We start from the raw sequence: 26,973 nt of genomic DNA on the forward strand, positions 1-26,973 counted from the left end.
CATCCCATTTCCGGAGCGGCCGGACAGGGTCCGGCGCCACGAATCAAGTCTTAAAACAATACTTCGGATGGGAATCGGCGGGAAGGGAGCGCCCAAAAAATAAGCCGCGGCATTTGTCAATGCTGCGGCTTCTACATCTTGTGGATATTAACGATCAGATCAATATCTGTAGTGGTCGGACTTGAACGGGCCCTTCGGCGAGACGCCGATATAGGCAGCCTGTTCCTCGGAAAGCTGAGTCAGCTTCACGCCGAGCTTGTCGAGATGCAGGCGTGCGACCTTTTCATCGAGATGCTTCGGCAGGATATAGACCTGGTTGGAATACTGGCCGGGCTTGGTGAAGAGCTCGATCTGCGCCAGCGTCTGGTTGGTGAAGGAGGCCGACATCACGAAGGAGGGGTGACCGGTGGCGTTGCCGAGATTGAGCAGGCGGCCTTCGGAAAGAAGGATGATGCGGTTGCCCTTGGGGAACTCGATCAGGTCGACCTGCGGCTTGACGTTGGTCCACTTGAGATTGCGCAGCGCGGCGACTTCGATTTCATTGTCGAAGTGGCCGATATTGCCGACGATCGCCATGTCCTTCATCTGACGCATGTGGTCGATGCGGATGACGTCCTTGTTGCCGGTCGTGGTGATGAAGATATCGGCCGAGGAAACGACGTCCTCGAGCAGCACGACTTCATAACCGTCCATGGCGGCCTGCAGGGCGCAGATCGGATCGGCTTCGGTGACCTTCACGCGGGCGCCGGCGCCGGAGAGCGAAGCGGCAGAACCCTTGCCGACGTCGCCGTAGCCGCAGACGACGGCAACCTTGCCGGCCATCATCACGTCGGTGCCGCGGCGGATGCCGTCGACCAGCGATTCCTTACAGCCATACTTGTTGTCGAACTTCGACTTGGTGACGGAATCGTTGACGTTGATCGCCGGGAAGGGCAGCAGGCCCTTCTGGCTGAGTTGGTAGAGGCGGTTGACGCCGGTCGTCGTTTCCTCTGTGACGCCCTTGATCGCGTCGCGCTGCTTGGTGAACCAGCCCGGCGAAGCGGCGAGGCGCTTCTTGATCTGTGCGAAGAGGATTTCCTCTTCCTCGGAATGCGGATGCGACAGCACGTCCTCGCCGGCTTCGGCGCGGGCGCCGAGCAGGATGTACATGGTGGCGTCGCCGCCGTCATCGAGGATCATGTTGGAAAGGCCGCCATCGGCCCACTGGAAGATCTTGTCGGTATAGACCCAGTAATCCTCGAGCGACTCACCCTTGATGGCGAAAACAGGAACGCCGGCAGCGGCGATCGCGGCAGCCGCGTGATCCTGCGTCGAGAAGATGTTGCACGAGGCCCAGCGGACTTCGGCGCCAAGCGCCACCAGCGTTTCGATCAGCACAGCCGTCTGAATGGTCATGTGCAGCGAGCCGGTGATGCGCGCGCCCTTCAACGGCTTTGCGTCGCCGAATTCGGTGCGGCAGGACATCAGCCCCGGCATTTCGGTTTCGGCGATGGTAATTTCCTTGCGGCCGAAATCCGCAAGCCCGATATCGGCGACGACATAATCTTTTTCAGTGCTCATAGAGGTCTCCAGGCTGAAAAACGTCTCAAAATTGGCGCAGGCGCGAAGATGACCGCGCGATGGATGGGCCGCGTCCTGATGCAGGTCGCCCGGAGATGCGCAGCGGTTCCGGGATGACGACATGCAAAAAAAGAGAGCCGAAGCGCGTCGCATGAAGCAGGTTCGATGCGGCGTGCTCCAGCGCACGGCATATCAGCCGTTTAGCAGGCTTCGGATGGGAAGGCAATAAGGATATAAAGAAGTCTTTATATGTTTATATGAGCTGGACCCGCTGCAGAACTCCTGAAATCAGAATCGATCTAAGGATAAAATTATGCAGCAGTTCAAACTGCTCACATCTCTTCGCCGAACCGGTTCTGGATCAGCTGGTCCAGGGCCTCAAGGGCTTCCTCGGCCTGGCTGCCGCTCGCCGAGACGACGACGCTCGAGCCGGGGCTTGCCGCCAGCATCATCAGGCCCATGATAGAGGTGCCGCCGACCGTCATCCCGTCCTTGGAAACGGTGATGGCGGCGTCGAAGGTCTCGACCATCTGTACGAATTTGGCGGAGGCGCGCGCGTGAAGGCCGCGCTTGTTGATAATGAGGAGTTCCCGGGAGAGCGATGTCATGAAGGGCCGTTATTTTCCGCTGAGCACGCGGCTCGCGACATTGATATATTTCCGTCCGGCTTCGGAAGCCTCCACCAGCGCTTTCTCCATATTGTTCTCGCCACGCACGCCGGCGAGCTTGATCAGCATCGGCAGGTTGACCCCGGCAATGACTTCGGTATGGCCGCTGCTCATGACGGAAATGGCAAGATTGGACGGCGTGCCGCCGAACATGTCGGTCAAAATGACGACGCCATGGCCGTCGTCGGCACCGGAAACAGCTTCCAGAATGTCCTGCCGCCTTTGATCCATGTCGTCTTCGGGGCCAATACAGACCGTCTCGATGAATTTCTGAGGACCGACGACGTGCTCGACAGCATGACGAAACTCTTCAGCCAGCTTGCCATGAGTGACAAGCACAAGTCCGATCATGATATTACTGCTCCCATATACGCGAACGGTGGCCCCAATATCGCAATGCAGCAATTACGTCCACCGGTGGGGGCACATCTTGGCGATGAAAAGCCGAAGTGCAAGATAAAAATGCGAATATATAAGGCAGATTGATCAATCCGGAAGGCGTCAATGCCCGATATCGGGTGCTTTCGCCATCAGGATTGCAAGCGGTGAAGAGACGCCTGTGAGCAACCGCAATGCGGGAAGTGAAAGACCGGGCGCCAGGCTGACGATTTCGCCCTCCGGCGGCACACGGTTTTCACCGGAAGCACTGCCCGGTAGCACGGCATAATGCATCGCCGCCTGGGGCACATGCTCCTGCCGGACGATGCCGGTGCCGCGAAGCTCGATCAGCCCGGCAATCGATGGCGGGCATGTGGCCATCACGGTCCCGGTCTCTTCAGAGAGAAGAACCTGGTCGTCGGCGACCAGTGCTGTAAACAGCCCGAGCTGGCGCGCCTCGGTCATGCAGGTGAAGGCCAGCATCGATTTTCCCCAGCCGGAGGGGCCGCTGAACAGAAGCCCCGTCCTGCCGACGATGATTGCCGTCGCATGGATGTTCGGAGACGCCGTCATGCGGCGGCATCAAGGGGCAAAGCGAGGATGAAGCGGGCGCCGAGCACCTGTCCGCCCTCGGCATCGGTGATATTCTCCGCTCTCAGCGAGCCGCCATGGGCCTCGGCGATCTGGCGGCTGATCGACAGGCCGAGCCCCGAATTCTGCCCGAAGCCTTCCGATTCCGGCCGGTCAGTATAGAAGCGCTCGAAGATACGGTCGATATTTTCCGCCTGAATGCCGGGGCCATTGTCTTCGATCGTGGTGACGCAGCGCGACCGTGTCCGCACCAGCCGCACGGTAATCTTGCCACCCTTCTCAGGCACGAAGGAGCGGGCATTCTCGATCAGGTTGGCGATGATCTGGCCGATGCGCAGGTCGTGGCCGTTGACGACGAAGCGCGTCTTGACGTTCGGCTTGCGTTCGATCGCATATTCGATCTCCACCTGCTTCTTGGTGCTCCTGACCTGGCGGGAAACCTCGATGAGGTCGCGCAGCAGCACCTCCATGTCGACCGAACCGGCATCGACACGTGCGAGTTCGGCATCGAGGCGCGAGGCGTCGGAGATATCGCTGATCAGCCGGTCGAGGCGGCGCACATCATGCTGGATGACGTCCATCAGCCGCTTCTTGGAATCGTCGGATCGGGCAAGCGGGAGCGTTTCGACGGCGCTGCGCAGCGACGTCAGCGGATTCTTGAGTTCGTGGCTGACATCGGCGGCGAAACTCTCGATCGCATCGATGCGGTCGTAAAGCGCCGTCGTCATCTCGCGCAAGGCAATGGAAAGATTGCCGATTTCATCCTGGCGGGCGGAAAAGTCGGGAATTTCCTCGCGCGCTTTGGCCCCGCGCCGGACCCGGATGGCGGCGGCCGAAAGGCGGCGCAGCGGATTGGCGATCGTCGACGAAAGTACCAGCGAGAGCAATACGTTGACGAGCGTGGCGACGCCGAAGACGCGCATGATGGCAAGCCGCTCGGCATGAACGATATTGTCGATGTCGCCAGCCTGTGTCGACAGCAGCAGCACGCCGAGCACGGCGCGGAAACGCTGGATCGGCACGGCAACCGAAACGATGAGTTCGCCTTTTTCGGTCGTGCGCACCACGGCGCCGCGCACGCCGGTGAGCGCGTTCATCACCTCAGGATAGATCGAGCCGTCGCCGCCCGGCGCTTCCTTGTAGAGCGGCAGGTTGCCGGGCTGCAGCGCCTTGTTGAACAGGGTGGCAAACCATTCGCTCCAGGTCTGCTTCTCCTCCTCGACCGGTGGCAGGTCGAAGCGCAGCACTTGGCCGCGCGAATAAAGATGGCGCGAATCCAGCAGCAGATTGGCATCGGCATCGAAGATGCGGGCGCGTGTGCGCGTCGGAGAGATCAGCCGGCGCAGCACCGGCGCGACCTTCTCAGGATCGATCGGGAACTCGAGGTCCTCGTCGTTCGGTACCGGGGTGATGCTTTGACCCGCCTGCAGCTCGAGCAGCTTCTGCGGATCGATGGTGATCGAGTTGGTATCGACCGACGCCGAAGCCGAAATGGCGCCGGCGATGATCTCGCCCTGCGTCAAAAGGCTCTCGGCGCGGGCGTCGATCAGTCCCTCGCGAAACTGGTTGAGATAGAGAATACCACCGACGAGCACGACCAGCGCGACGAGATTGAAGAACAGGATGCGCCGCGTCAGGCTCGAGAACACGGCATTGCCGAAGATACGGCGGATCAGCGTGAAGGGATGCGACCAACGGCGGCCTCTGACGCGACGGGTGCTCACGCCCTCCGCATCGTCAAGATCCCTTTCCTGTACCAACTGTGCCAACGACTGGCCCTTTCGAAGGGCGGGGCCGGATAAACCGGCCCGCAGCCCTTAATTGCGTCTCGCGCTGCGCCGTTTGGGCTCAGGCTGCTTCGCGGAAGCGGTATCCCACTCCGTAGAGTGTTTCAATCATATCAAAGTCGTTGTCGACCATCTTGAATTTCTTGCGCAGCCGCTTGATGTGGCTGTCGATGGTCCGGTCGTCGACATAGACCTGTTCGTCGTAGGCTGCGTCCATCAGCGCGTCGCGGCTTTTAACGACGCCGGGGCGCTGCGCCAGCGAATGCAGGATCAGGAATTCGGTGACCGTCAGGGTCACGGCCTCACCCTTCCAGGTGCAGGTATGGCGTTCCTGGTCCATGACCAGCTGCCCGCGCTCCAGCGAACGGGCCTGCTGCACGGCGCCGTTCTTCGGCGCGCCGCCGGCGGGGCTGGCGCCGGCGGCCGCGGCTTCACGGCTTGAGGCGCGGCGCAGCACGGCGCGGACGCGCTCGACCAGCAGGCGCTGCGAAAACGGCTTGGTGATGAAATCGTCGGCGCCCATCTTCAGGCCGAAGAGCTCATCGATCTCCTCATCCTTGGAGGTGAGGAAGATAACGGGAATGTCCGATTTCTGCCGCAGCCGGCGCAGCAATTCCATGCCATCCATGCGCGGCATCTTGATATCGAAGATCGCCAGCTGCGGCGGCCGCGCCAGCAGGCCGTCGAGGGCCGAAGCACCGTCCGTATAGGTCTCGACCTTATATCCTTCGGCCTCCAGTGCGATCGACACCGAGGTGAGGATGTTGCGGTCGTCATCAACGAGCGCGATTGTCGGCATGGTGTTGATCTCCATCATCAGTGCGCAATCTCCCGGATTTGCTTTCCCCAGGCGGTCTCAGTGACCGGATGCGCTTATGGAGGATAAAGGTGGAACAAATTGTGGCAAAGATAAAGGGAAAGATTGTCGTCGAATTCGAAGGCAATCGTGAGTGGTGCGGTAAAATGTTTCAACGCGTTCATCTAAAACGATTTAAAATTATGGCGTTAAATTTAAATCGATTAAATAATTGATATTACTATATTTTTTCAAGTTTGGTCTCTTGTGTTTTAAAATTTCTCCCCGTATTTTCGCGATTAGTTTTAACGGCAACGAGCCTGAGCGAAGGGAACTAGCCATGGAAATGTTCGGAGTTCATAACCCGGCAACAGAGCTGGCAACGGTTGGATTGGGCGGCGCAGCCAGCGTTCGCTACAACTTTTCCGCCGCCGCGCTCTATGAAGAATCGATCCGCCGGGGCGAAGCCGAACTGACCGCTCAAGGTGCGCTGCGGGCCCTCACCGGCCAGCACACCGGCCGTTCGCCGCGTGACAAGTTCGTCGTTCGCGACAGCAATACCGATGGCGAAATCTGGTGGGACAACAACAAGCCGCTTTCGCCGGAGCATTTCGCGCTGCTGCGCGCGGATATGCTGGCGCATGCCGTCGGCAAGGACCTGTTCGTTCAGGATCTCATCGGCGGTGCCGAGGAAGGCCATGCTCTGCCGACCCGTGTCGTCACCGAATTTGCCTGGCATTCGCTGTTCATCCGCAATCTGTTGATCCGCCCGGACGCCGCAGCGCTGCCGATCTTTGCACCGAAGCTGACGATTATCGATCTGCCGAGCTTCAAAGCCGATCCGGCCCGCCACGGCTGCCGTTCGGAAACGGTGATCGCCTGCGACCTGACCAATGGTCTCGTCCTCATCGGCGGCACCTCCTATGCCGGTGAAATGAAAAAGTCGGTCTTTACCGTTCTCAACCACCTGCTGCCGGCCAAGGGCGTTATGCCGATGCACTGCTCGGCCAATGTCGGCCCGAATGGTGATGCGGCGGTGTTCTTCGGCCTGTCCGGCACCGGCAAGACGACGCTGTCGGCCGATCCGGCCCGCACGCTGATCGGCGACGACGAACACGGCTGGAGCGAAAACGGCATCTTCAATTTCGAAGGCGGCTGCTACGCCAAGACCATCCGCCTGTCGGCCGAAGCCGAACCGGAAATCTATGCGACGACGCAGCGTTTCGGCACCGTGCTCGAAAACGTCGTGCTGAACGAGCGCCGCGAGCCGAATTTCGATGATGGCTCACTGACCGAGAACACCCGCTGCGCCTATCCGATGGATTTCATCCCGAACGCTTCGGAAACCGGCCGGGCCGGGCATCCGAAGACGATCATCATGCTGACCGCCGATGCCTTCGGCGTCATGCCGCCGATCGCCCGTTTGACGCCTGACCAGGCGATGTATCACTTCCTTTCCGGCTACACCGCCAAGGTGGCCGGCACCGAAAAGGGTGTCGTCGAGCCGGAAGCGACCTTCTCCACCTGCTTCGGAGCGCCCTTCATGCCGCGGCATCCGGCTGAATACGGCAACCTGCTGAAGGAACTGATCAGCCGCCATGGCGTCGAATGCTGGCTGGTGAATACCGGCTGGACCGGCGGCGCCTATGGCACCGGCAAGCGCATGCCGATCAAGGCGACGCGCGCCCTTCTCGCGGCTGCTCTGACCGGTGAACTCGGCCAGGTCGAATTCCGTGCGGACACCAACTTCGGCTTCGCCGTGCCGGTTTCCGTCAACGGCGTCGACAGCAGCATCCTCGACCCGCGCTCGACCTGGGCCGACAAGGCAGCCTATGACGCGCAGGCAGAAAAGCTGGTCTCGATGTTCATCGCCAATTTCGCCAAATTCGAGGGTCACGTCGATGGCGGCGTCCGCGATGCGGCTCCGGGCGTAAAGGTTGCGGCTGAATAAATCGAAGCCTGCCTTAAAAAATCTCTGACTCACGTGAAACCCGGCATCGCAGGATTGCCGGGTTTTTCGGTTGACCGCCGATATTTTCAATTCGCCGCCGATGTGAGATAGAACGCCGCATGGCCAGCGACGCGCTCTATATCGATGACAGGATCACCATATCAGGATGGGAGCTGACGGAACAGTTCGTTCTGGCCGGCGGTCCCGGCGGGCAGAATGTCAACAAGGTCTCGACCGCCGTCCAGCTGTTCTTCAACATCCAGAATTCGCCGTCGCTCAATGAGCGCGTCAAAACCAATGCGGTCAAGCTCGCCGGCCGGCGCCTGTCGAAGGACGGCGTGCTGATGATCGAGGCGAGCCGGTTTCGCAGCCAGGACCGCAACCGCGAGGATGCGCGCGAACGGCTGAAGGAGCTGATTCTGGAGGCCGCCAAGCCGCCGCCGCCGCCGCGCAAGAAGACCAGGCCGACCAAGGGTTCGGTCGAACGCCGCCTGAAGGAAAAATCGGGCCGCTCGGAAGTCAAGAAAATGCGCGGCCGCCCCGGTGGCAGCGGCAGTGAATGACATGCCGGGACTGTTGAGCGGCATTCGCCATCTCCCCGGCTATCTCGACCGGGCACGTCAGGAGGCATTAGTGGAGGTAATCCGCACCATTGTCGCCGAGGCGCCGCTTTATGTGCCGGTCATGCCCGGCACCGGCAAGCCGATGTCGGTGCGCATGACCAATTGCGGGCCGCTCGGCTGGGTGACGGACAAGGAGCGCGGCTACCGCTACCAGCCGACGCATCCGGCAACCGGCAGGCGCTGGCCCGACATGCCGCAGGAATTGCTCGATATCTGGAATGATGTGTCCGGTTACGACAAGCCGCCGGAAGCCTGTCTGGTCAATTTCTACGCCGACGACGCGCGCATGGGTCTGCATCAGGACAAGGACGAGAGGGATCTGCGGGCGCCTGTCGTCTCGATCTCGCTGGGCAACAGCTGCCTCTTCCGCGTCGGCGGCCTCAACCGCAATGATCGCACGCTATCCTTCAAGCTTATGAGCGGCGACCTGGTCGTGCTGGGCGGCAAGGGGAGGCTTTGTTTCCACGGCGTCGACCGCATTCATCCGGCAACCTCGACGTTGTTGAAGAATGGCGGCCGCATCAATCTGACGCTGCGCCGCGTCACTGCGTCTGATGGATCGTCGGAATAGAATCGCCTGCTATAATTTCCGCAGCGCCACCTGCTCGATCAGGTGATCCTTGCCCTTTTTCAGGATGAGATCGGCACGCGGCCGCGTCGGCAGGATGTTCTGGCGCAGGTTTTTCAGGTTGATATTCGCCCAGAGATCCCCGGCGATTTCGAGCGCTTCCGCATCGCTGATCGAGGCGTAGCGATGGAAAAAGGAGTTCGGATCGCGGAAGGCGGTCTCGCGCAGCCGCATGAAGCGGGCGACGTACCAGTTATGGATCTGGTCTTCGGCGGCATCGATATAGATCGAGAAATCGAAGAAATCGGAGACCATCGGCACGATCTTGCCGCCGGCCGGCAGGTCGCGCGATTGCAGCACATTGATCCCCTCGAAGATCAGAATGTCGGGCCGGTCGACGATCTTGTATTCGTCCGGCAGCACGTCATAGACGAGGTGCGAATAGCTGGGCGCCTTCACATCCGGCTGCCCGGCCTTGATCGCCGAGAGAAAGCGCAGGATCGCGGCCGTGTCGTAACTCTCCGGAAAACCCTTGCGCTGCATCAGCTTTTCCCGCTGCAGCACGGCATTCGGATGAAGGAAGCCGTCGGTGGTGACGAGGTCGACCTTCGGGCTGGAAGGCCAGCGCCCCAGTAGCTCCTTGAGGATACGGGCGGTGGTCGATTTTCCCACGGCGACCGAGCCGGCAATGCCGATGACGAAGGGCGTCTTCGTCACATCGGAAAGGCTGAGGAAGCGGTTGCGCTGTTCGAACAGCATCTGCGAGGATTCGACATGTGCCGACAGCAGACGCGACAGCGACAGATAGATGCGCCGGACTTCGTCGAGATCGATCGGGTCGCCCATCGAACGCAGCCGTTTGACTTCGTCGCTGGTCAGCGTCAGCGGCGTATCGGCGCGGAACTTCGCCCATTGTTCGGAAGAGAAGAAGTGGTAGGGCGAATAGGAGTCCGACTGGAAGTGATCCAACGTTTCCGGCACCCCGATAATCTCAGTCGCGATACTCATGAACTCTGCCGGCCGGCCTTTTCCTTGAGGCCGGACTGCGCGGTTCTGCGCTCGAGTTCGGCCATGACATTCTCTAACGGTATTTCAGCAATCTTCAATACGACCAAAAGGTGATAGAGCACATCGGCGGCTTCATAGGTCAGATTGTCGCGGTCGCCGGTCACCGCCGCCATCACGGCTTCGATCGCCTCTTCACCGAGCTTCTTTGCCGCTTTCGGCTGGCCGGCGGCAACGAGCTTGGCTGTCCAGGATTGCTCCGGCGAGGCTGTCGACCGCTCTGCGACGATGCTTTCGAGATCGGAAAGGGAAAATCCGCTCATATGTCCGCTTTCAAGGTTCAGTCGAGACGCATGTCGATGCCGCACTTCGACATATAGTGCTTCGCCTCGCCGACGGAATAGGTGCCGAAGTGGAAGATCGAGGCGGCGAGCACGGCATTGGCATGGCCCTCCTTCACCCCGGCGACGAGGTCGTCGAGGTCGCCGACACCGCCCGACGCGATGACGGGTACACGCACCGCATCGGCGATCGCCCGCGTCAGTTCCAGATCGTAGCCGACCTTGGTGCCGTCGCGGTCCATCGAGGTGACCAGCAGCTCGCCGGCGCCGCGCTCGACCATCTTCTGGGCGAATTCGACGGCGTCGAGGCCGGTCGCGTTGCGGCCGCCATGCGTGTAGATTTCCCAGGCGCTGAGATTGTCGCCGCCAACCGCTTGGCTACGCCTGCGCTTGGCGTCGATCGAAACGACGATGCATTGGTCGCCGAACTTGTCGGCCGCCTCAGTGACGAAATCGGGATTGCTGACCGCTGCCGAATTGATCGAGACCTTGTCGGCGCCGCAAAGCAGCAGCTTGCGGATGTCGGCGATGGCGCGCACCCCGCCGCCGACCGTCAGCGGCATGAAGCATTGATCGGCCGTGCGCGACACGACGTCGAAGATCGTCTCGCGATTGTCCGAGGAAGCGGTGATGTCGAGGAAACAGAGTTCGTCGGCGCCGGCCGCATCATAGGCCTTCGCCGCTTCGACCGGATCGCCGGCATCGACGAGATTGAGAAAGTTGACGCCCTTGACGACGCGGCCGTCCTTGACGTCGAGGCAGGGGATCACACGGGCTTTGAGGGTCATTTACGCGGTCTCCCTTGCCTTGCTGGCCTTGATCAGCGCCAGTGCTTCCGCCGGATCGATCCGGCCGTCATAAAGCGCGCGACCTGAAATAGCCCCCTCCAGCTTCTGCGCATCGGGCTGCAGCATGCGCTTGATGTCTTCGATGGAGGCAAGGCCGCCGGAAGCGATGACGGGAATGGAGACGGCATCGGCAAGCGCAAGCGTCGATGCCCAGTTGATGCCGGTCAGGATGCCGTCGCGGTCGATATCGGTGTAGATGATCGCGCTGACACCGGCGCCCTCGAATTTTCGGGCGAGTTCGACGATGCCGAGTTCGGATGCCTCCGCCCAACCCTCGACGGCCACCTTGCCGCCCTTGGCATCGATGCCGACGGCCACATGGCCTGGAAATTTCCGGCAGGCCTCGATGACCAGATCAGGATTGCGCACCGCGACGGTGCCGAGAATGACGCGCCGCAGCCCGCGCACGAGCCACGCTTCGATATGATCGAGCGTGCGGATGCCGCCGCCGAGCTGCACCGGATTTTTCGTCGCCTTGAGGATTGCTTCGACGGCGTCGCCATTGGCCGAATGTCCCGCAAAGGCGCCGTCGAGATCGACCACGTGCAGCCATTCGAAACCCTGGTCTTCGAAGGATTTCGCCTGGGCGGCCGGATCGGTGTTGTAGACCGTCGCCTGCTGCATGTCGCCGAGCTTCAGGCGGACGCATTGGCCGCCCTTCAGGTCGATCGCGGGAAAAAGGATCATATCGTCTTACGTCCGTAGAGTGGTCGGTACCATCAGCGCATTCCACGCATCTACGATATCCGAGTGGAAAAAGACAGCGGCAATGGTGGCCGCGCCGAAAAGCAGAAGAAGGAGCAGGGTGACGGTAAAGCCGGCGCGAACCTGGCGCCAGAAGCCGAGGCGCCGCTTCATCGATTTTTCGATGTCGCGCACCTCGCGTAGCGCCTGGCTGTTGACGGCGGCGAGCCGGATTTCCGGCTCCATCGCCTCCACATAGGTTTCGGCATAACTCGAAAGGATCTGCGAGGCGCGGTCGCGCAGCGTATTGCGCAGGTCGGTCGAGAGATAATTGCCGGCGACCGCGGCAAGTTCAGCCTCATTGGGCGAACGGCCGGCATTGCGCTTGCGATAGCTGACGACGAAATCGCGTTTCTGCCGCTCGTAGAGGGCGTAGGCAAGCAGACCGATCAGATCGTCCTCGCCTTCGATATAAAATTCCAGCACGGCCTCGGCGATGTCGGCGGCGTTGATGCCGTTGGCGCGCAGCTGCGAATTCTCGTTGCCGGCAAGGAATTCATGGATCATCGGTCCAGCCTTTCTTTCAACGCCTTGGCTGCATTGGAAAGCGCTCTCTTGTGAATGGTCTCATCGACACGGCGGATGATCGTTCCGTCGGGAAGCCGGAGGTCGGAGAAGGGAGGCAGGCCTTCTCTGGAAGGTCTCAGCGTGTAAAATACCTGGCCTGATTTCCGCGACGCCGGCATCGAGCGCACTCCTGTTCCGCCGTTTCCATAAAGGGGAAATGAGGCGGCGGTATTACGGGTTCCAGCGCAGGAAATTGGCGATCAGCGCCAAGCCGAGTTTCTGGCTCTTTTCCGGGTGAAACTGTGCACCGACCATGTTGTCGCGTCCGACAAGAGCGGTCATCGCACCGCCATAGTCGACGGTCGCGATGACGTCGTCGGCATTTTCGGCGGCCAGATGATAGGAATGCACGAAATAGGCATGCAGCCCGTCCGGGCCGGTCGCAATGCCGTTAAAGACCGGGTGGTCCCGCTGCAGGTCGAGTGTGTTCCAGCCGATCTGCGGGATCTTCAATTGCGGGTCATCGGGCGTCATCCCGATCACATCGCCGCGGATCCAGTTAAAACCGTGCGTCACGGTCTTTTCGAGGCCGCGCGAGGACATCAGCTGCATGCCGACGCAGATGCCGAGGAACGGCCGCGCCTTCTTCTCGACGGACTCGATCAGCACCTCGGCCATGCCGGGAACGGCATCGAGACCGCGCCGGCAATCGGCATAGGCGCCGACGCCCGGAAGCACGATACGATCGGCCGCGGCAACATCCTCAGCCTTGTCGGTGAGATCGATCTGCGCATCGATGCCCGCCTCGCGCGCGGCCCGCTCGAAAGCCTTGGTCGCCGAGCGCAGATTGCCGGAACCATAGTCGATAATCGCGACGCGCATCGTCAGCGTCCTCCATCAAAACCAAAAAGACCAAGCGATGTCGCTTGGCCATGCGGGCCGTTCGGCCGGCTCTTGTTCTCCCAGCCCGGCGCGGCGGCGTCAGTGTCGGGCTCCGCCGCCCTGTCGGAGAAGTAGACGTCTTCGGCAATGCCGATCGTATCGGCCGCTATCAGTGCGTCTTCATTCCAGCCCTTGCCGGCGAGGTTGCGGATGCGCAAATTCTGGCCCTCCAGGCCGACCAGCAGGTTCACGCCCAGCGTGATGGCTGCTCCCGCCGGCCAGAGACCCGGCTCGTCCATCAGCGCGCCGCCGATTGCCTGCAGCAGAAAGGCGGCCGCCGCGTATAACCACAGCCGATGGAACAGCAGCCAGGCCCATGGAAACAGCAGACCGAGCCACGTGAAGCCGTCGCGGATCACACGCGTTTCGTCAAGGCGCGTGCCAGCGCTGCCGGGCGGTGTCAGGAAGATATAGCTTGATGTCATTGTCGCCGCTCCCTTGAAGGGCTCAGACGAGCGTGCCCTTGGTAGAGGGAACGCGGCCCGCCTGTCTCGGATCGATTTCTGTCGCCGTGCGCAATGCGCGGGCGACGGCCTTGAAGCACGTCTCGGCAATATGGTGGTTGTTGGCGCCATAATGGTTGAGAATATGCAAGGTGATGCCGGCATTCTGGGCAAGCGCCTGGAAGAATTCGCGAACGAGTTCGGTGTCGAACGTGCCGATCTTCGGCGCACTGAAGGCGACGTTCCAGACGAGGAACGGCCGGCCGGAAAGATCGACCGCGGCCTTGGTCATCGTCTCGTCCATGGCGAGATCGATCGACGCGTAGCGCGTGATGCCGCGCCGGTCACCGAGCGCCTTGGAGATCGCCTGGCCGATGGCAATGCCCGTATCCTCGACCGTGTGGTGGTCGTCGATATGCAGGTCGCCCTTGGCCTCGATCTCCATGTCGATCAGGGAATGTCGCGCAAGCTGGTCGAGCATATGGTCGAAGAAGCCGACACCGGTCGAAATCTTCGATTTGCCGGTGCCGTCGAGATTGACGGAGACGGAAATCGAGGTCTCGTTGGTCTTGCGGGAAACGCTGCCCGTACGGCTTGCTGCGGTCTCGGCCATATGGCCCTCCATCGGAATAAGGCCGTTCCTTATCAGGCGCATCGGCAAATATCCAGAAGCCGGGCAAGAGAAAAGCCTGGCCATTTGCAAACGGCGCCGGCCCACTTACATAGGGCTCAACAGGGCCAATGTCTGGTCTCGCGTAAACGCCCGCGTCATGGGCAGACAGGTGTTTGATGACAACGATCATTACAGTTCGAAAAGGCGGCAAGGTGGTGATGGCCGGCGATGGCCAGGTGAGCCTCGGCCAGACCGTCATGAAGGGCAATGCCCGCAAGGTGCGGCGCATTGGCAAGGGCGACGTCGTCGCCGGTTTTGCCGGCGCCACCGCCGATGCCTTCACCCTGCTCGAACGGCTTGAAAAGAAGCTGGAGCAATATCCCGGCCAGCTGATGCGCGCTGCCGTCGAACTCGCCAAAGACTGGCGCACCGACAAATACCTGCGCAATCTCGAAGCCATGATGCTCGTCGCCGACAAGTCGATCACGCTGGCGATTACCGGCAACGGCGATGTTCTGGAACCGGAGCACGGCACGACGGCGATCGGTTCCGGCGGCAATTTTGCCCTAGCGGCCGCCCTGGCACTCATGGATACCGACAAATCGGCCGAAGAGATTGCCCGCCGCGCCCTCGAAATCGCAGCCGACATCTGCGTCTACACGAACCATAATGTCGTGGTGGAAGCGCTGGATGCCGAAGGCTGAACCCTATGCCTTCCGGCCGCTTGCCGTGGCTGATCTGCCGCTCCTCGCCACATGGCTGCAAAGCCGGCATGTCAGGCGCTGGTGGCGCGATCCGGCCGAGGCGCTGGCTTCAATGGAAGAGCATATCGATGCGGCTTCCGTCTCTTGCTTCATCGTCACTTTGAATGGGAAGGACTTCGCCTTTATCCGGGCGGCCGATCTCGACGACGAGGACGATGAAGCGCTCGCCGGCCAGCCGAAGGGCACCTACGGCATCGACCAGTTCATCGGCATAGAGGAACTCGTTGGCAAGGGTCATGGACCGGCCTTTATGATAGGGTTCTGCGATATGCTCTTTGCAAAGGGTGCGCGGCGGATCCTCGTCGATCCGCATCCTGACAATGTATTCGCAATCAGAGCCTATACCAAGACGGGCTTTCATGGACTTGGCGAAACAACGACTAAATACGGCCGGGCGCTGTTGATGGCCCTGGACCGCCAGGAGAATGATACGCAATGACCACCTTTTCCCCCCGCGAGATCGTTTCCGAACTCGACCGCTACATCATCGGCCAGCATGACGCCAAGCGCGCCGTTGCGATTGCGCTGCGCAACCGTTGGCGCCGCCAGCAGCTCGACCCGAGCCTGCGCGACGAAGTCATGCCGAAGAACATCCTGATGATCGGCCCGACCGGCGTCGGCAAGACCGAGATCTCCCGCCGCCTGGCAAAACTCGCCGGCGCGCCCTTCATCAAGGTGGAAGCGACCAAATTCACCGAGGTCGGCTATGTCGGCCGCGATGTCGAGCAGATTATCCGCGATCTGGTCGAGGTCGGCATCGGCCTGGTGCGCGAGAAGAAACGGACCGAGGTCCAGGCCAAGGCGCATGTCAGCGCCGAGGAGCGTGTTCTCGATGCGCTGGTCGGCACCACCGCATCGCCTGCGACCCGCGAAAACTTTCGCAAGAAGCTGAGGGACGGCGAACTCGACGACAAGGAAATCGATATCGAGGTGGCCGACGCCGGCTCCGGCATGGGCGGCTTCGAAATACCCGGCATGCCGGGCGCGAATATCGGCGTGCTCAACCTGTCGGAAATGTTCGGCAAGGCGATGGGCGGCCGCACCAAGAAGGTCCGCACCACGGTCAAGGCCTCCTACAGCGATCTGATCCGCGATGAATCCGACAAGCTGATCGACAATGAGGTGATCCAGCGCGAGGCCGTTCGCTCCACAGAGAATGACGGCATCGTCTTCCTCGACGAAATCGACAAGATCGCCGCCCGCGACGGCGGCATGGGCGCCGGCGTTTCGCGCGAAGGCGTGCAGCGCGACCTCTTGCCGCTCGTCGAAGGCACAACGGTTTCGACCAAATACGGGCCGGTGAAAACGGACCATATCCTCTTCATCGCCTCCGGCGCCTTCCACGTCTCCAAACCGTCGGATCTTCTTCCCGAGCTGCAGGGGCGCCTGCCGATCCGTGTCGAATTGCGCCCGCTGAACAAGGAGGATTTCCGCCGGATCCTGACCGAGACGGAAGCAAGCCTCATCCGCCAGTATCGCGCGCTGATGGAAACCGAAAGCCTGAACCTCGAATTCACCGACGACGCCATCGATGCGCTCGCCGATGTCGCCGTGCATCTGAACTCCTCCGTCGAAAACATCGGCGCCCGGCGTCTGCAGACGGTGATGGAGCGGGTCCTCGACGATATTTCCTACAATGCGCCCGATCGCGGCGGCACGGCCGTCACCATCGATGCCGCCTATGTGCGCGAGCATGTCGGCGATCTCGCGCAGAATACCGATCTCTCGCGCTTCATTCTGTGATATCGGCGCACCGGTCCATGTCTTTCCCGATGTGAATGCCGGATTGTGACGAACTCTATCCTCGACAGCGGGCCTTTTACTTTTTAGTGAAGGCCCGTTTTGTTTTCCGCTCCGGCTTTATTCGGCCAAGATTCTGGTCCAGTCAGCCGCATCGCAAACAGGACGATGGAACGGGACGGGATAGCGGATCGTGCGACGCCTTTTGACAAGCCTTTTGATTGCCGCTGCCCTGGTGAATTCGGCGCCTGCCTTCGCCATGCAGACGGTTCCGGCCGGCAACCGTCATGCCGAGCAGCCCGATATTCCGGGCGCGTCGGTGAGACGCACCAAAGGAACCAAGAGCAGCTTCGATCTGAAATATGAAAAGGTCCACGAGCTTCTGGCGACCGATCGCGAGCTGATGGGCAAGATCCGTAAGGTCTCCAGCGCTTACGGCATCAATCCCATCCATGTCGTCGGCGCGATCGTCGGCGAACATACCTATAATGTCGACGCCTACGACCGGCTGCAGGCCTATTATGTCAAGGCTGCCTCCTATGCCGGAGAAAGCTTCCGCTTCGCCTATGACGGCGAAAACGTCGACGATTTCGTGGCGCGGCCGCAATTTGCCGAATGCAAAGCCAAGAGTGATTCCTACACGCTCTGGTCCTGTCGCGAGGATGTCTGGGAAAGCGATTTCCGCGGCAAGACGGTGGGTGGCAAGCCCTTCCCCAACAATCGTTTCAGCGCGGTCTTTTTTCAGCCCTTCTATGCCGGCCAGACCTTCGGCCTCGGCCAGGTCAATCCGCTGACGGCGCTGATGCTCTCCGATCTGGTGGCCCGCGTCTCCGGTTACCCGAAGCTGAACGAAAAGAATGCCGGCGCCGTCTACAGGGCGATCATGGACCCCGATATTTCGCTCGCCTTCGTCGCCGCCTCGATCCGCCGGTCGATCGACGATTACAAGGAGATCGCCGGCATGGATATCTCGGGCAATCCCGGCCTGACCGCGACGCTTTATAATGTCGGCAATTCGCGCCAGCGCGCCGCAGCCCTTGCCGCGAAAAACCGCGGCTCCGGCGCCACCGCCTGGCCCGAAGAGAATTATTACGGCTGGCTGATCAACGACAAGCTGGACGAACTCAAGGGCCTGCTCTAGCTTCAGGCCTGACGGGAAGATGTCGATCTTCCCCGAAAGGCTTTTCCGATGGACATGCGTCCTGATCCCTTCGTTCCGCCGGCGCCGATGCCGCGCACCGTGCCGCCGAGCCGGCTGGAAATCATCCGCACCATCCTGCGCAACCCGCTCGAACTCTGGGGCGAACCCTCCTACACGCTGCCCTGGATCCGCACCAATTTCTTCGGTCAGAGGACGCTGATCGTCAATGATCCCGGCCTGATCAAGCATGTGCTGGTCGACAATGCCAATAATTACCGCATGTCGGATGTGCGCCAGCTCGTCCTGCGTCCGATCCTCCGCGACGGTCTTTTGACGGCCGAAGGACCTGTCTGGAAGAGATCACGCAAGGCGGTTGCACCCGTTTTCACACCCCGCCATGCCCAGGGCTTTGCCGGGCAGATGCTGCGCCAGTCGGAAGACTATGCCGGCAAATATCAGAGCGCGGGCGAGGCGGGGGCAATTTTCGATATCAGCACGGATATGACCGAGCTGACCTTCGCGATCCTCGCCGACACGTTATTTTCAGGTGAAATTGTCACTTCGAGCGGCCATTTTGCCGATGACGTCAATGCTCTCCTGCATCGCATGGGCCGCGTCGATCCGATGGATCTGATGCGCGCGCCGTCCTGGGTTCCACGTGTGACACGCATCGGCGGTCAGAAAGTGCTGGAGAAGTTCCGCGCCATCGTGCGCAACACGATGGATATGCGGTTGGCTAAGATGAAGGCCGATCGCGGCACGGCACCCGAGGATTTCCTGACTCTGCTGCTGGAACAGGAAGGCCCCGACAGGCTGACCAAGGAAGAAATCGAAGACAATATCCTGACCTTTATCGGCGCAGGCCATGAGACCACGGCGCGGGCGCTGGCCTGGACGCTCTATTGCGTCTCGAACAGCCCGCATATCCGCCAGGCGATGGAGGTGGAAATCGAGGCGGTACTCGCCACCGGAGCCGAACCGGTGGCATGGCTGGATATGATGCCGCAGACGCGTGCCGCCTTCGAGGAGACGTTACGCCTTTATCCGCCGGCGCCATCCATCAATCGCGCCGCCATAGCCGATGATTCCTGGATAAGCCCCAAGGGCGAGCGGGTCGCGCTCGAGGCCGGGATCACGGTGTTGATCATGCCCTGGACGCTCCATCGCCACGAACTCTATTGGGACAGGCCGCGCGCCTATATGCCCGAGCGTTTCCTGCCGGAAAATCGCGGTTCTATCGGCCGCTTCCAGTTCCTGCCTTTCGGCGCCGGTCCGCGTGTCTGCATCGGCGCAACCTTTGCACTTCAGGAGGCGGTGATTGCCCTTGCCGTCCTGATGCATCGTTATCGCTTCGATTCCACCGATGAGACCAAGCCCTGGCCGGTGCAGAAGCTGACGACACAGCCGCAGAACGGCCTGCCGATGCGGGTGACGCCGCGTATAGTTTCCCGATAAGCATAAATCTTTCGAATTATTGCGGAATTGACTGTGAATGAAAGCCGGGCAAAGTGGCAGCATTGACAGTTGTTGCAGGGAGAATGCCGCATGAGCCGCATCGATAAGAACGGACTTGCCATCGAAGCCATCCTTCATGATTTCCTCGTCAAGGAGGTGCTGCCTGGCTTGGCGGTCGATGCGGACAAGTTCTTTGCCGATTTTTCGGCGATCGTCCACGATCTGGCTCCGAGGAATCGGGCGCTGCTGGCAAAACGTGACGAACTGCAGCTCAAGATCGACGACTGGTATCGTCGGCACGGCGCCCCGAGCGATATTGACGACTACCAATCCTTCCTGCGTGGGATCGGCTATCTCCTGCCGGAGGGATCGGACTTCCAGGTGTCGACCCAGAATGTCGACCCCGAGATCGCCTCGATCGCCGGCCCGCAGCTGGTCGTTCCCGTCATGAACGCCCGTTATGCGCTGAACGCCGCCAATGCCCGCTGGGGCTCGCTCTATGATGCGCTCTATGGCACGGATGCCATTCCGGAGAGTGACGGCGCCGAAAAGGGCAGGGGGTACAACCCGAAACGCGGTGAGAAGGTCATCGCCTGGGTGCGCGATTTCCTCGATACGTCGGTGCCGCTGCAGGAGAGCCACTGGAAGGATGTCGGCAGTTTCGCCGTCAAGGATGGAGCGCTCGCCCTCCGATCGATCGACGGCGAACAGATATCGCTTGGGAATGGCGGACATTTTGCCGGCTATCGCGGCGATGCCGCCGCCCCGACGCATATTCTCCTGAAGAACAACGGCATCCATATCGAGATCGTCATCGACGCGACAACGGCAATCGGCAAGTCCGATCCGGCTCATATTTCCGATGTCTGGCTGGAATCGGCGATCACGGCGATTATGGACTGCGAGGATTCGATTGCCGCCGTCGACGCCGAGGACAAGACCGTCGTCTATCGCAACTGGCTCGGCTTGATGAAGGGCGATCTGCAGGAGGAAGTGGCAAAGGGCGGGGTAAGCTTCATCCGCAAGCTCAACCCGGATCTGGAATATATAGGTCCCGATGGCACCGCCTTCGAAGTGCATCGCCGCTCGCTGATGCTGGTGCGCAATGTCGGACACCTCATGACCAATCCGGCGATTGTCGACAAGGACGGCAATGACGTGCCTGAGGGCATCATGGATGCCGTCATCACCGGCCTGATCGCGCTTTACGATATCGGCCCGGCTGGCCGGAGGAAGAATTCCCGCGCCGGCTCCATGTATGTGGTCAAGCCGAAGATGCATGGGCCGGAAGAGGTGGCTTTCGCCGTCGAGATCTTTTCGCGGGTCGAAGATGCGCTTGGCATGGCGCGCAACACCATCAAGATGGGCATCATGGATGAGGAACGCCGCACGACGGTCAATCTCAAGGAGTGCATCCGCGCTGCCCGAGAGCGCGTGGTCTTCATCAATACCGGTTTCCTCGATCGTACCGGCGACGAAATCCACACCTCGATGGAAGCAGGCCCGATGATCCGCAAGGGCGACATGCGTCAGGCCGCCTGGATATCGGCCTATGAGAACTGGAACGTCGACATCGGCCTCGAATGCGGCCTCGCCGGCCACGCCCAGATCGGCAAGGGCATGTGGGCGATGCCGGATCTGATGGCGGCGATGCTGGAACAGAAGATCGCCCACCCGAAGGCCGGGGCCAACACCGCCTGGGTCCCGTCGCCGACGGCGGCGACCCTGCACGCCACCCATTATCACCGCGTCAATGTCGCCAGGGTTCAGCAGGGGTTGAAGGACCGCGCCCGCGCCAAGCTCTCCGACATTCTCTCGGTGCCGGTTGCGGTGCGGCCGAACTGGACGCCGGAGGAAATCCAGCGCGAACTCGACAACAATGCCCAGGGCATCCTCGGCTACGTCGTGCGCTGGGTCGATCAGGGCGTCGGCTGCTCGAAGGTGCCTGACATCAACAATGTCGGCCTGATGGAGGATCGCGCCACCTTGCGCATCTCGGCCCAGCACATGGCGAACTGGCTGCATCACAAGGTCGTCACCGAGGCCCAGATCGTCGAAACGATGAAGCGCATGGCGGCCGTCGTCGACCGGCAGAACGAGGCGGATCCCCTCTACCAGCCAATGGCCGGTAATTTCGACGGCTCGATCGCCTTCCAGGCCGCCCTCGACCTCGTGCTGAAGGGCAGGGAGCAGCCGAACGGCTATACCGAGCCGGTGCTTCATCGCCGCCGCCTCGAGCTGAAGGCGAAGCCGGCCGGTTGAGAGTATAGCCGAGAATAGAAAAAGGCCGCCGGAACGACAGTCCGGCGGCCTTTTTTATACCGAATTCGGTCTCTACTTACTGGATAACGATGACCTTGGACGTGCCCTTGCCGGGACGGACCCGGCTGTAAAGGTCGATCACGTCCTGGTTCATCAGGCGAATGCAGCCCGAGGAAGCGGCGGTGCCGATCGAAGCCCATTCCGGCGTGCCGTGCAGGCGGAACAGCGTGTCTTTGCCATCGTCATTAAAGAGATACATGGCGCGCGCGCCGAGCGGATTGCTGAGGCCTGGGCCCATGCCGTCTTCGACATATTTGGCGACATCCGGACGGCGTTCAGCCATTTCCTTCGGCGGGTGCCAGGTCGGCCATTCCTGCTTCCAGGCGACGTAGGCAGTGCCGGCCCATGCGAAGCCCTGCTTGCCGACGCCGATGCCGTAGCGCATCGCCTTGCCGTTGGCCAGGATGTAATAGAGGAAGCGCTCGCGCGTGTTGACGATGATCGTTCCGGGGCGCTCCGTGGTCTGGTAGCTGACGACCTGGCGGCGGAACTGCGGCTTGACCCTGTCGATCGGGATCGCCGGCAGAGAGTATCCGGCATCCTTGGTTACGCCATAGGCGTCGTTGAAGATCTGGGCTGTCTGTACCGTCGGGCCTGCGCCCTTGTCGTCGACGGATGCGCTGTCTGATGTCGTGGAGCAACCGGCCAGTGCGAGCGTCGTCAGCAGGCCAAGTACCGGGAATGCATTGCGGATGCGCATAGATGACTCTTGAAGTTTTGGGGCAAGGAGAACAGTCTTTCGACCATCGTTGATTATGGTTTATTTTCGATTAACTTGCGCTTTGCAAGGCTACTGCAGCGCGACAAATCCGTCTGCGGCGCAAATTAAAAGCGCATGGTTTTTTTGCAACAACACGCCAGCCCCTGGGATGGTTATCCATGACGATTTTGAGCGTTTACAATAACAATCCGTTAATCGATGGCCGGCAATCGGACAGGGCCATGATGGTGCGGCGGGGAACGCAGATATTGCTGCATGAAATGCGCCACGCGGTGCTACCCGAACTGCCGCTGGCGAGCGGCCGCCGTGCCGATTTGATCACCGTTTCGGAAAAAGGCGAGGTCTGGATCATTGAGATCAAGACGTCGATCGAGGATTTCCGGGTGGATCGTAAATGGCCGGAATACAGGCTGCATTGCGATCGCCTCTTCTTCGCCACTCACGAAGGTGTGCCGCTCGACATCTTTCCCGAGGAGTGCGGGCTTTTCCTCTCGGACGGTTACGGCGCCCATATGATTCGAGAGGCGCCGGAACACCGCATGGCCCCGGCCACACGAAAATCCGTCACGCTCAACTTCTCGCGCGCCGCCGCCCAAAGGCTGATGATGGCCGAATGGGCGAACGGTAAACCGTTCACCGTCGATGATGTTTGATGGATATGTCGGTTATTTCGGCGCCCGTTTGGCAAGGATGCGCTGCAGCGTGCGCCGGTGCATATTGAGCCGGCGCGCCGTTTCCGAGACGTTGCGCTCGCACATTTCATAGACCCGCTGGATATGTTCCCAGCGCACCCGGTCGGCCGACATCGGGTTCTCCGGAAGCTCGGCCTTTTCGCCCGCCCGCTGCGTCAGCGCCGAAAAGACGTCGTCGGCATCCGCGGGCTTTGCCAGGTAATCGACGGCGCCGAGTTTTACGGCGGTCACCGCGGTTGCGATATTGCCGTAGCCGGTCAACACGATGATTCGGGTGTCGTCGCGCCGCTGGCGGATCGCTTCGATGACATCGAGCCCGTTGCCGTCGCCGAGCCGAAGGTCGACCACCGCATATTTCGGCGGCCTGCCTTTCGATTTCGCAACGCCTTCGGCGACTGATTCGGCCGTCTCCACCTGGAAACCGCGCGTCTCCATCGCCCGGGCCAGCCGTCGCAGGAACGGCCCGTCATCATCGACGATCAGCAGGCTGGCGTCGGGACCGATATGATCTTCATCCCCAGCGGCGAAATTTTCGTGATTTTGTTCTGTCATCGTCTTGCCCTGGCGCTTGAACGCCCGATCTGCGTCAACCGCTTATATCCTACTTATGCCGACAAAGTCACTTTGTCGAATTTGCATCGATCAGCATGCGCGGCCATTCGATCCGGATCCGCGCGCCCGCACTTTCCGGGTCGCGATTCTCGAAAGTCAAAGATGCCCCCGAGCGCTCCAGCAGGGTCTTGGCGATGAAAAGCCCGAGGCCGAGGCCGCCCGCCGTATCCTCTTTCTGCCGCCTGGTCATGTAAGGCTCGCCGATCCGCGTCAGAATATCGGGGGCATAACCAATGCCGTCATCCTCGATGACGATCAGCACTTTATCGTGATCATGCTCGACGGTGATCTTCACTTTCTCCCGCGCATAATCGACGGCGTTTTCGATCAGATTGCCGAGCCCGTACATGATGCCGGCATTGCGGTCGGTCACCGGCTCGTCCTTGCGCGGGCTCTTTTCGATCAGCTCCAGGATGATGCCGAATTCCCGGTGCGGCGCGACGACCTCCTCGATCATCGAGGAAAGCGGCAGCCGGCGCATATGCGCTTCGCCTTCCGAGGAGAGTGTCGTCAACCTGCGCAGAATGTCACGGCAGCGTTCGCTCTGGCTGCGCAACAGCATCACATCCTCGCGGAAACGGTCGTCGTCCTTGAGTTCGCGCTCCATTTCCTTGGCGACGACGCTGATCGTCGCTAGCGGCGTGCCGAGTTCGTGGGCCGCCGCAGCCGCCAGTCCGTCGAGCTGCGAAAGATGCTTTTCCCGCTGCAGCACCAGTTCGGTCGCAGCCAGCGCATCGGCAAGCTGGCTCGCCTCCATCGACACCCGATAGGCATAGAAGGCGGCGAATGCCATCGTCGAGGCGATCGAACACCAGACGCCGAACTGCATGACGTTGTGGACATTGATCTCGACGCCGTCGAACCACGGCAGCGGAAAGGGCGAAAAGGCAAGCACCGTGATGCAGACCATCGCAAAGCCGATCAGCGCCGTGCTGTAACGGATCGGCTGCGAGGCAAACGAGATGATAACCGGCACGCAGACGAGGGCTGCGAAAGGATTGGCAAGGCCGCCGGTGATGAAGAGCAGCGCGCAGAGCTGCAGAAGATCGAAGCCGAGCAGCGCAAAGGCGGCCGGCGATTCCAGCCGGTGTGTCGGCGGATAGCGGATTGTCAGGTAGAAGTTCACCCAGGCAAGCGCGGCGATCAGCGACGAGCTGGCGATCAGCGGCAACGGAAATTTCAGCCAGAAGGCGACGATGAACACCGTCAGCGCCTGCCCGCCGACGGCAAGCCAGCGCAGCCGCACCAGCGTCTGCAGGCGCAGCCTGCGGCTGTTGTGCCGGTCCTCCAGCGTAAGGCTTTCCGTCTTGTCGATCATGCCGCGGGCTCCTTCAGTGGGCCTCATGTACCACGCGGTTTTGCCCGTGTCGTCGGCAAGGCGTCTTCCGGCCGCTCCGGCCAGGGATGCCGGGGATAGCGGCCGCGCATATCGGCCCGCACATCCTTCCATGAGCCGGCCCAGAAGCCCGGCAGGTCGCGGGTTGTCTGGATCGGCCGGTGCGCTGGCGAGGTCAGTTCGAGCAGCAGCGGCAGACGGCCGCCGGCGATCGCCGGGTGCTGCTTCAGCCCGAACAGCTCCTGCACGCGGATCGTCAGCACCGGCTCCTCGCCTTCATATTGGATCGGATGCCTTTGGCCGGTCGGCGCTTCGAAATGGGTCGGCGCAAGTCGGCTAAGGTCGCGCTGCAACTCGTGCGGCACCAACGACATCAGCCCGTTCGAAAGCCCGGCCGCGGAAATTTCGGAGAGGCCGCGGGCCTCCGTCTGATAGGGGCCGAACCAATCGTCCAGCCGGGAAAGCAGGGCATCGTCGCCGACATCGGGCCAGGGATCGCCGATCGTCCGGTGAAGAAATCCGATCCGCTCGCGAAGCTGCACGGCCTCCTTCGAGAAGGCGAGATGATCGAGCCCGAGCTCGCGTACCCCCTCCACCAGCGCCTGGGTGACGGCGGCGCCGGAAGGTCGGGGCAAGGGCGTTTCTTCGAAGACGATCGCGCCGAGCCGGGTTGCCCGCCGAGCCCGTATCTGCCGGCTTTGCCGGTCGAAGAAGATCTGATCGCCGGTTTTGATCTCGCCGGGCAGCTCGGCTTCAATATCGGCGCGTGTCACCTCGGCCGCCGCCAGAACCCGCGCCTGCGCCGCCCGCCCGGTAAGGTCGGCGATAACCAGCATCTGGCTGCCGGCCAGCCTCTCGGTTTCAGGCAGTTCCGCGCCGCGCCCGTTCGCCATCACGAATCGGCCGCGCCCGCCGCGCTGAAGTGCGATTCGATCCGGGAATGCATGCAGCAGCAGCTGGCCTGCAAGCGCCGGCGCCGGTGCGGTAACTCTGTCGAGGCCGCTCGCCAGCCGCCCCGCCAGCCGCCGTGAGGCCTCCGCTCTTTCGCCGCGTTCGGCCTTGAAGCGTCGCAGCCGCTCCTCGATATCGATATTCGTTCCACCCAGCCCCTGTTCGGTGAGAAGCACGGCGATCGATGCAGCATCCCGGGCGTGCCCCGATTCGCCAGCGGAAACGACCATGGCGGCAAGCCGCGGCGGCAAAGCGAGATCGCGCATTACCTTGCCGCGTGCCGTCAGCGCCCCATCCTTGTCGAGCGCGCCGAGCTGGCCAAGCAGCACCCGCGCTTCCTTAAGCGTCGTCTCCGGCGGCTGGTCGACAAAGGCAAGCGATCCCGGATCCTGAACGCCCCAATGGGCGAGATCGAGCACCAGTCCGGAAAGATCGCTGGAAAGGATCTGCGGCGGCGTGAAGGCCGGCAGGGCCGCTGTCTGTCCCTGGTGCCACAGCCGGACGGCGATGCCCGGTTCCGTTCGTCCGGCACGGCCCGCCCGCTGATCGGCGGACGCCCGCGACACGCGCACCGTCTCCAGCCTTGTGATCCCGGTCGACGCCTCGAACACCGGCAGGCGCTGCAGCCCGCTGTCGATCACGATCCTGACGCCGTCGATGGTGATCGAGGTTTCGGCGATCGATGTCGCCAGCACGATCTTGCGCGTGCCCTTCGATGCCGGCCGGATTGCCGCGTCCTGCTCCTTCTGGCCAAGATTGCCATAGAGCGGCGCAATCAGTGTCTCGGGTCCAAATCGTCCCTGCAGCCGTTCGGCGGTTCGGGTGATCTCCGCCTGGCCGGGCAGGAAAGCGAGGATCGAGCCGGTTTCATCGG

Annotated in this window: 29 protein-coding genes (1 of these 29 only partly in view); 10 read left to right on the forward strand and 19 right to left on the reverse strand. The window is 61.4% G+C overall.

All coding sequences use genetic code 11. The features are described from left to right. Positions 1–159: 159 nt before the first annotated feature. The 6 genes from ahcY to AMK05_RS00180 form a co-directional block, all read right to left on the reverse strand. Positions 160–1,560: an adenosylhomocysteinase gene (gene ahcY / locus AMK05_RS00155; RefSeq protein ID WP_064835482.1), complete on the reverse strand. Its 1,401-nt coding sequence runs from the start codon at positions 1,558–1,560 to the stop codon at positions 160–162. A gap of 332 nt (positions 1,561–1,892) precedes the next feature. Further along, positions 1,893–2,168, reverse strand: coding sequence for an HPr family phosphocarrier protein (locus AMK05_RS00160; protein WP_003544133.1), 276 nt, complete (start codon positions 2,166–2,168; stop codon positions 1,893–1,895). A 9-nt stretch (positions 2,169–2,177) separates the two neighbouring features. Then, positions 2,178–2,579 carry a PTS sugar transporter subunit IIA gene (locus tag AMK05_RS00165; protein WP_003544139.1) on the reverse strand — a complete coding sequence of 134 codons (402 nt, stop codon included), beginning with the start codon at positions 2,577–2,579 and terminating at the stop codon, positions 2,178–2,180. A gap of 150 nt (positions 2,580–2,729) precedes the next feature. Then, positions 2,730–3,179, reverse strand: a complete 450-nt coding sequence (locus AMK05_RS00170; RefSeq protein WP_064835484.1) for an HPr kinase/phosphorylase — start codon at positions 3,177–3,179, stop codon at positions 2,730–2,732. Next, positions 3,176–4,966: a sensor histidine kinase gene (locus tag AMK05_RS00175; protein WP_064835486.1), complete on the reverse strand. Its 1,791-nt coding sequence runs from the start codon at positions 4,964–4,966 to the stop codon at positions 3,176–3,178. Before AMK05_RS00175 ends, AMK05_RS00170 begins: the two co-directional genes overlap by 4 nt. A gap of 79 nt (positions 4,967–5,045) precedes the next feature. Then, complete coding sequence (locus AMK05_RS00180) at positions 5,046–5,783, reverse strand: response regulator transcription factor (protein ID WP_190237340.1); 738 nt, start codon at positions 5,781–5,783, stop codon at positions 5,046–5,048. 337 nt (positions 5,784–6,120) lie between these two features. On the opposite strand from AMK05_RS00180, the gene AMK05_RS00185 reads away from it, so the two are divergent. The 3 genes from AMK05_RS00185 to AMK05_RS00195 all read left to right on the forward strand — a co-directional run bounded on the left by AMK05_RS00185 (position 6,121) and on the right by AMK05_RS00195 (position 8,925). Continuing rightward, positions 6,121–7,731: a phosphoenolpyruvate carboxykinase gene (locus AMK05_RS00185; RefSeq protein ID WP_064835489.1), complete on the forward strand. Its 1,611-nt coding sequence runs from the start codon at positions 6,121–6,123 to the stop codon at positions 7,729–7,731. Between the two features lie 119 nt (positions 7,732–7,850). Beyond that, positions 7,851–8,294, forward strand: coding sequence for an alternative ribosome rescue aminoacyl-tRNA hydrolase ArfB (gene arfB, locus AMK05_RS00190; protein ID WP_064835491.1), 444 nt, complete (start codon positions 7,851–7,853; stop codon positions 8,292–8,294). A gap of 1 nt (position 8,295) precedes the next feature. Next, on the forward strand, positions 8,296–8,925 hold the full coding sequence (locus AMK05_RS00195; RefSeq protein ID WP_064835493.1) for an alpha-ketoglutarate-dependent dioxygenase AlkB family protein: 630 nt from the start codon (positions 8,296–8,298) through the stop codon (positions 8,923–8,925). Positions 8,926–8,934: 9 nt separating this feature from the next. On the opposite strand, the gene coaA is transcribed toward AMK05_RS00195, so the two are convergent. From coaA to hisB, 9 genes are read right to left on the reverse strand one after another with little or no spacing between them, the layout of a single operon-like run. Beyond that, entirely contained in the window at positions 8,935–9,930 is a 996-nt protein-coding gene (gene coaA / locus AMK05_RS00200) for a type I pantothenate kinase (RefSeq protein WP_049732684.1), read from the reverse strand. Further along, on the reverse strand, positions 9,927–10,250 hold the full coding sequence (locus AMK05_RS00205) for a phosphoribosyl-ATP diphosphatase (protein WP_003589483.1): 324 nt from the start codon (positions 10,248–10,250) through the stop codon (positions 9,927–9,929). The genes coaA and AMK05_RS00205 overlap by 4 nt, the downstream gene beginning before the upstream one ends. Before the next feature lie 17 nt (positions 10,251–10,267). Continuing rightward, positions 10,268–11,056 (reverse strand): imidazole glycerol phosphate synthase subunit HisF, encoded by a 789-nt coding sequence (gene hisF / locus AMK05_RS00210; protein WP_064835495.1) that lies wholly within the window; start codon positions 11,054–11,056, stop codon positions 10,268–10,270. Beyond that, positions 11,057–11,803, reverse strand: a complete 747-nt coding sequence (hisA, locus tag AMK05_RS00215; protein ID WP_064835498.1) for a 1-(5-phosphoribosyl)-5-[(5-phosphoribosylamino)methylideneamino]imidazole-4-carboxamide isomerase — start codon at positions 11,801–11,803, stop codon at positions 11,057–11,059. It lies immediately after the preceding gene. Positions 11,804–11,809: 6 nt separating this feature from the next. Continuing rightward, on the reverse strand, positions 11,810–12,367 hold the full coding sequence (locus AMK05_RS00220; RefSeq protein ID WP_064835500.1) for a hypothetical protein: 558 nt from the start codon (positions 12,365–12,367) through the stop codon (positions 11,810–11,812). After that, positions 12,364–12,546 carry a hypothetical protein gene (locus AMK05_RS00225; RefSeq protein WP_064835502.1) on the reverse strand — a complete coding sequence of 61 codons (183 nt, stop codon included), beginning with the start codon at positions 12,544–12,546 and terminating at the stop codon, positions 12,364–12,366. The genes AMK05_RS00220 and AMK05_RS00225 overlap by 4 nt, the downstream gene beginning before the upstream one ends. Before the next feature lie 52 nt (positions 12,547–12,598). After that, positions 12,599–13,249 carry an imidazole glycerol phosphate synthase subunit HisH gene (gene hisH, locus AMK05_RS00230; protein WP_064835504.1) on the reverse strand — a complete coding sequence of 217 codons (651 nt, stop codon included), beginning with the start codon at positions 13,247–13,249 and terminating at the stop codon, positions 12,599–12,601. A 2-nt stretch (positions 13,250–13,251) separates the two neighbouring features. Next, positions 13,252–13,734 carry a DUF2628 domain-containing protein gene (locus tag AMK05_RS00235; RefSeq protein ID WP_064835506.1) on the reverse strand — a complete coding sequence of 161 codons (483 nt, stop codon included), beginning with the start codon at positions 13,732–13,734 and terminating at the stop codon, positions 13,252–13,254. Positions 13,735–13,756: 22 nt separating this feature from the next. Then, complete coding sequence (hisB, locus tag AMK05_RS00240) at positions 13,757–14,365, reverse strand: imidazoleglycerol-phosphate dehydratase HisB (RefSeq protein ID WP_064823038.1); 609 nt, start codon at positions 14,363–14,365, stop codon at positions 13,757–13,759. 176 nt (positions 14,366–14,541) lie between these two features. Here hisB and hslV point away from each other — a divergent pair, with 176 nt between their 5' ends. From hslV to AMK05_RS00270, 6 genes are all read left to right on the forward strand, one after another. Then, on the forward strand, positions 14,542–15,069 hold the full coding sequence (gene hslV, locus AMK05_RS00245; RefSeq protein ID WP_064835508.1) for an ATP-dependent protease subunit HslV: 528 nt from the start codon (positions 14,542–14,544) through the stop codon (positions 15,067–15,069). Next, positions 15,056–15,568 carry a GNAT family N-acetyltransferase gene (locus AMK05_RS00250; RefSeq protein WP_064835510.1) on the forward strand — a complete coding sequence of 171 codons (513 nt, stop codon included), beginning with the start codon at positions 15,056–15,058 and terminating at the stop codon, positions 15,566–15,568. The genes hslV and AMK05_RS00250 overlap by 14 nt, the downstream gene beginning before the upstream one ends. After that, positions 15,565–16,872: an ATP-dependent protease ATPase subunit HslU gene (gene hslU, locus AMK05_RS00255; RefSeq protein WP_064835512.1), complete on the forward strand. Its 1,308-nt coding sequence runs from the start codon at positions 15,565–15,567 to the stop codon at positions 16,870–16,872. Before AMK05_RS00250 ends, hslU begins: the two co-directional genes overlap by 4 nt. Before the next feature lie 190 nt (positions 16,873–17,062). Beyond that, complete coding sequence (locus tag AMK05_RS00260; protein ID WP_064835514.1) at positions 17,063–18,010, forward strand: DUF1402 family protein; 948 nt, start codon at positions 17,063–17,065, stop codon at positions 18,008–18,010. Positions 18,011–18,058: 48 nt separating this feature from the next. Continuing rightward, positions 18,059–19,465: a cytochrome P450 gene (locus AMK05_RS00265; protein WP_064835516.1), complete on the forward strand. Its 1,407-nt coding sequence runs from the start codon at positions 18,059–18,061 to the stop codon at positions 19,463–19,465. Between the two features lie 90 nt (positions 19,466–19,555). After that, the gene (locus AMK05_RS00270; protein WP_064835518.1) at positions 19,556–21,727 is read left to right on the forward strand and encodes a malate synthase G; all 2,172 of its coding nucleotides are present in this window, start codon (positions 19,556–19,558) and stop codon (positions 21,725–21,727) included. 76 nt (positions 21,728–21,803) lie between these two features. On the opposite strand, the gene AMK05_RS00275 is transcribed toward AMK05_RS00270, so the two are convergent. Then, on the reverse strand, positions 21,804–22,487 hold the full coding sequence (locus AMK05_RS00275) for a L,D-transpeptidase (protein WP_064835520.1): 684 nt from the start codon (positions 22,485–22,487) through the stop codon (positions 21,804–21,806). Between the two features lie 179 nt (positions 22,488–22,666). Between AMK05_RS00275 and AMK05_RS00280 the strand changes: the two genes are divergently transcribed. Further along, complete coding sequence (locus tag AMK05_RS00280) at positions 22,667–23,161, forward strand: MmcB family DNA repair protein (protein ID WP_049732699.1); 495 nt, start codon at positions 22,667–22,669, stop codon at positions 23,159–23,161. Between the two features lie 12 nt (positions 23,162–23,173). Here AMK05_RS00280 and AMK05_RS00285 read toward each other — a convergent pair whose 3' ends face one another. The 3 genes from AMK05_RS00285 to hrpB all read right to left on the reverse strand — a co-directional run. Then, the gene (locus tag AMK05_RS00285) at positions 23,174–23,752 is read right to left on the reverse strand and encodes an ActR/PrrA/RegA family redox response regulator transcription factor (RefSeq protein WP_064835522.1); all 579 of its coding nucleotides are present in this window, start codon (positions 23,750–23,752) and stop codon (positions 23,174–23,176) included. Positions 23,753–23,819: 67 nt separating this feature from the next. Next, on the reverse strand, positions 23,820–25,130 hold the full coding sequence (locus AMK05_RS00290) for an ActS/PrrB/RegB family redox-sensitive histidine kinase (protein ID WP_064835524.1): 1,311 nt from the start codon (positions 25,128–25,130) through the stop codon (positions 23,820–23,822). Positions 25,131–25,153: 23 nt separating this feature from the next. Continuing rightward, a protein-coding gene (hrpB, locus tag AMK05_RS00295; protein WP_064835526.1) for an ATP-dependent helicase HrpB crosses the window boundary here: on the reverse strand, positions 25,154–26,973 show its 3' portion. Its footprint extends 646 nt past the window's final position; the window shows 1,820 of its 2,466 coding nt (coding positions 647–2,466); its start codon lies beyond the right edge, outside the window; the stop codon is at positions 25,154–25,156.

The organism is Rhizobium sp. N324 (genome assembly GCF_001664485.1).
Taxonomy (GTDB): domain Bacteria; phylum Pseudomonadota; class Alphaproteobacteria; order Rhizobiales; family Rhizobiaceae; genus Rhizobium.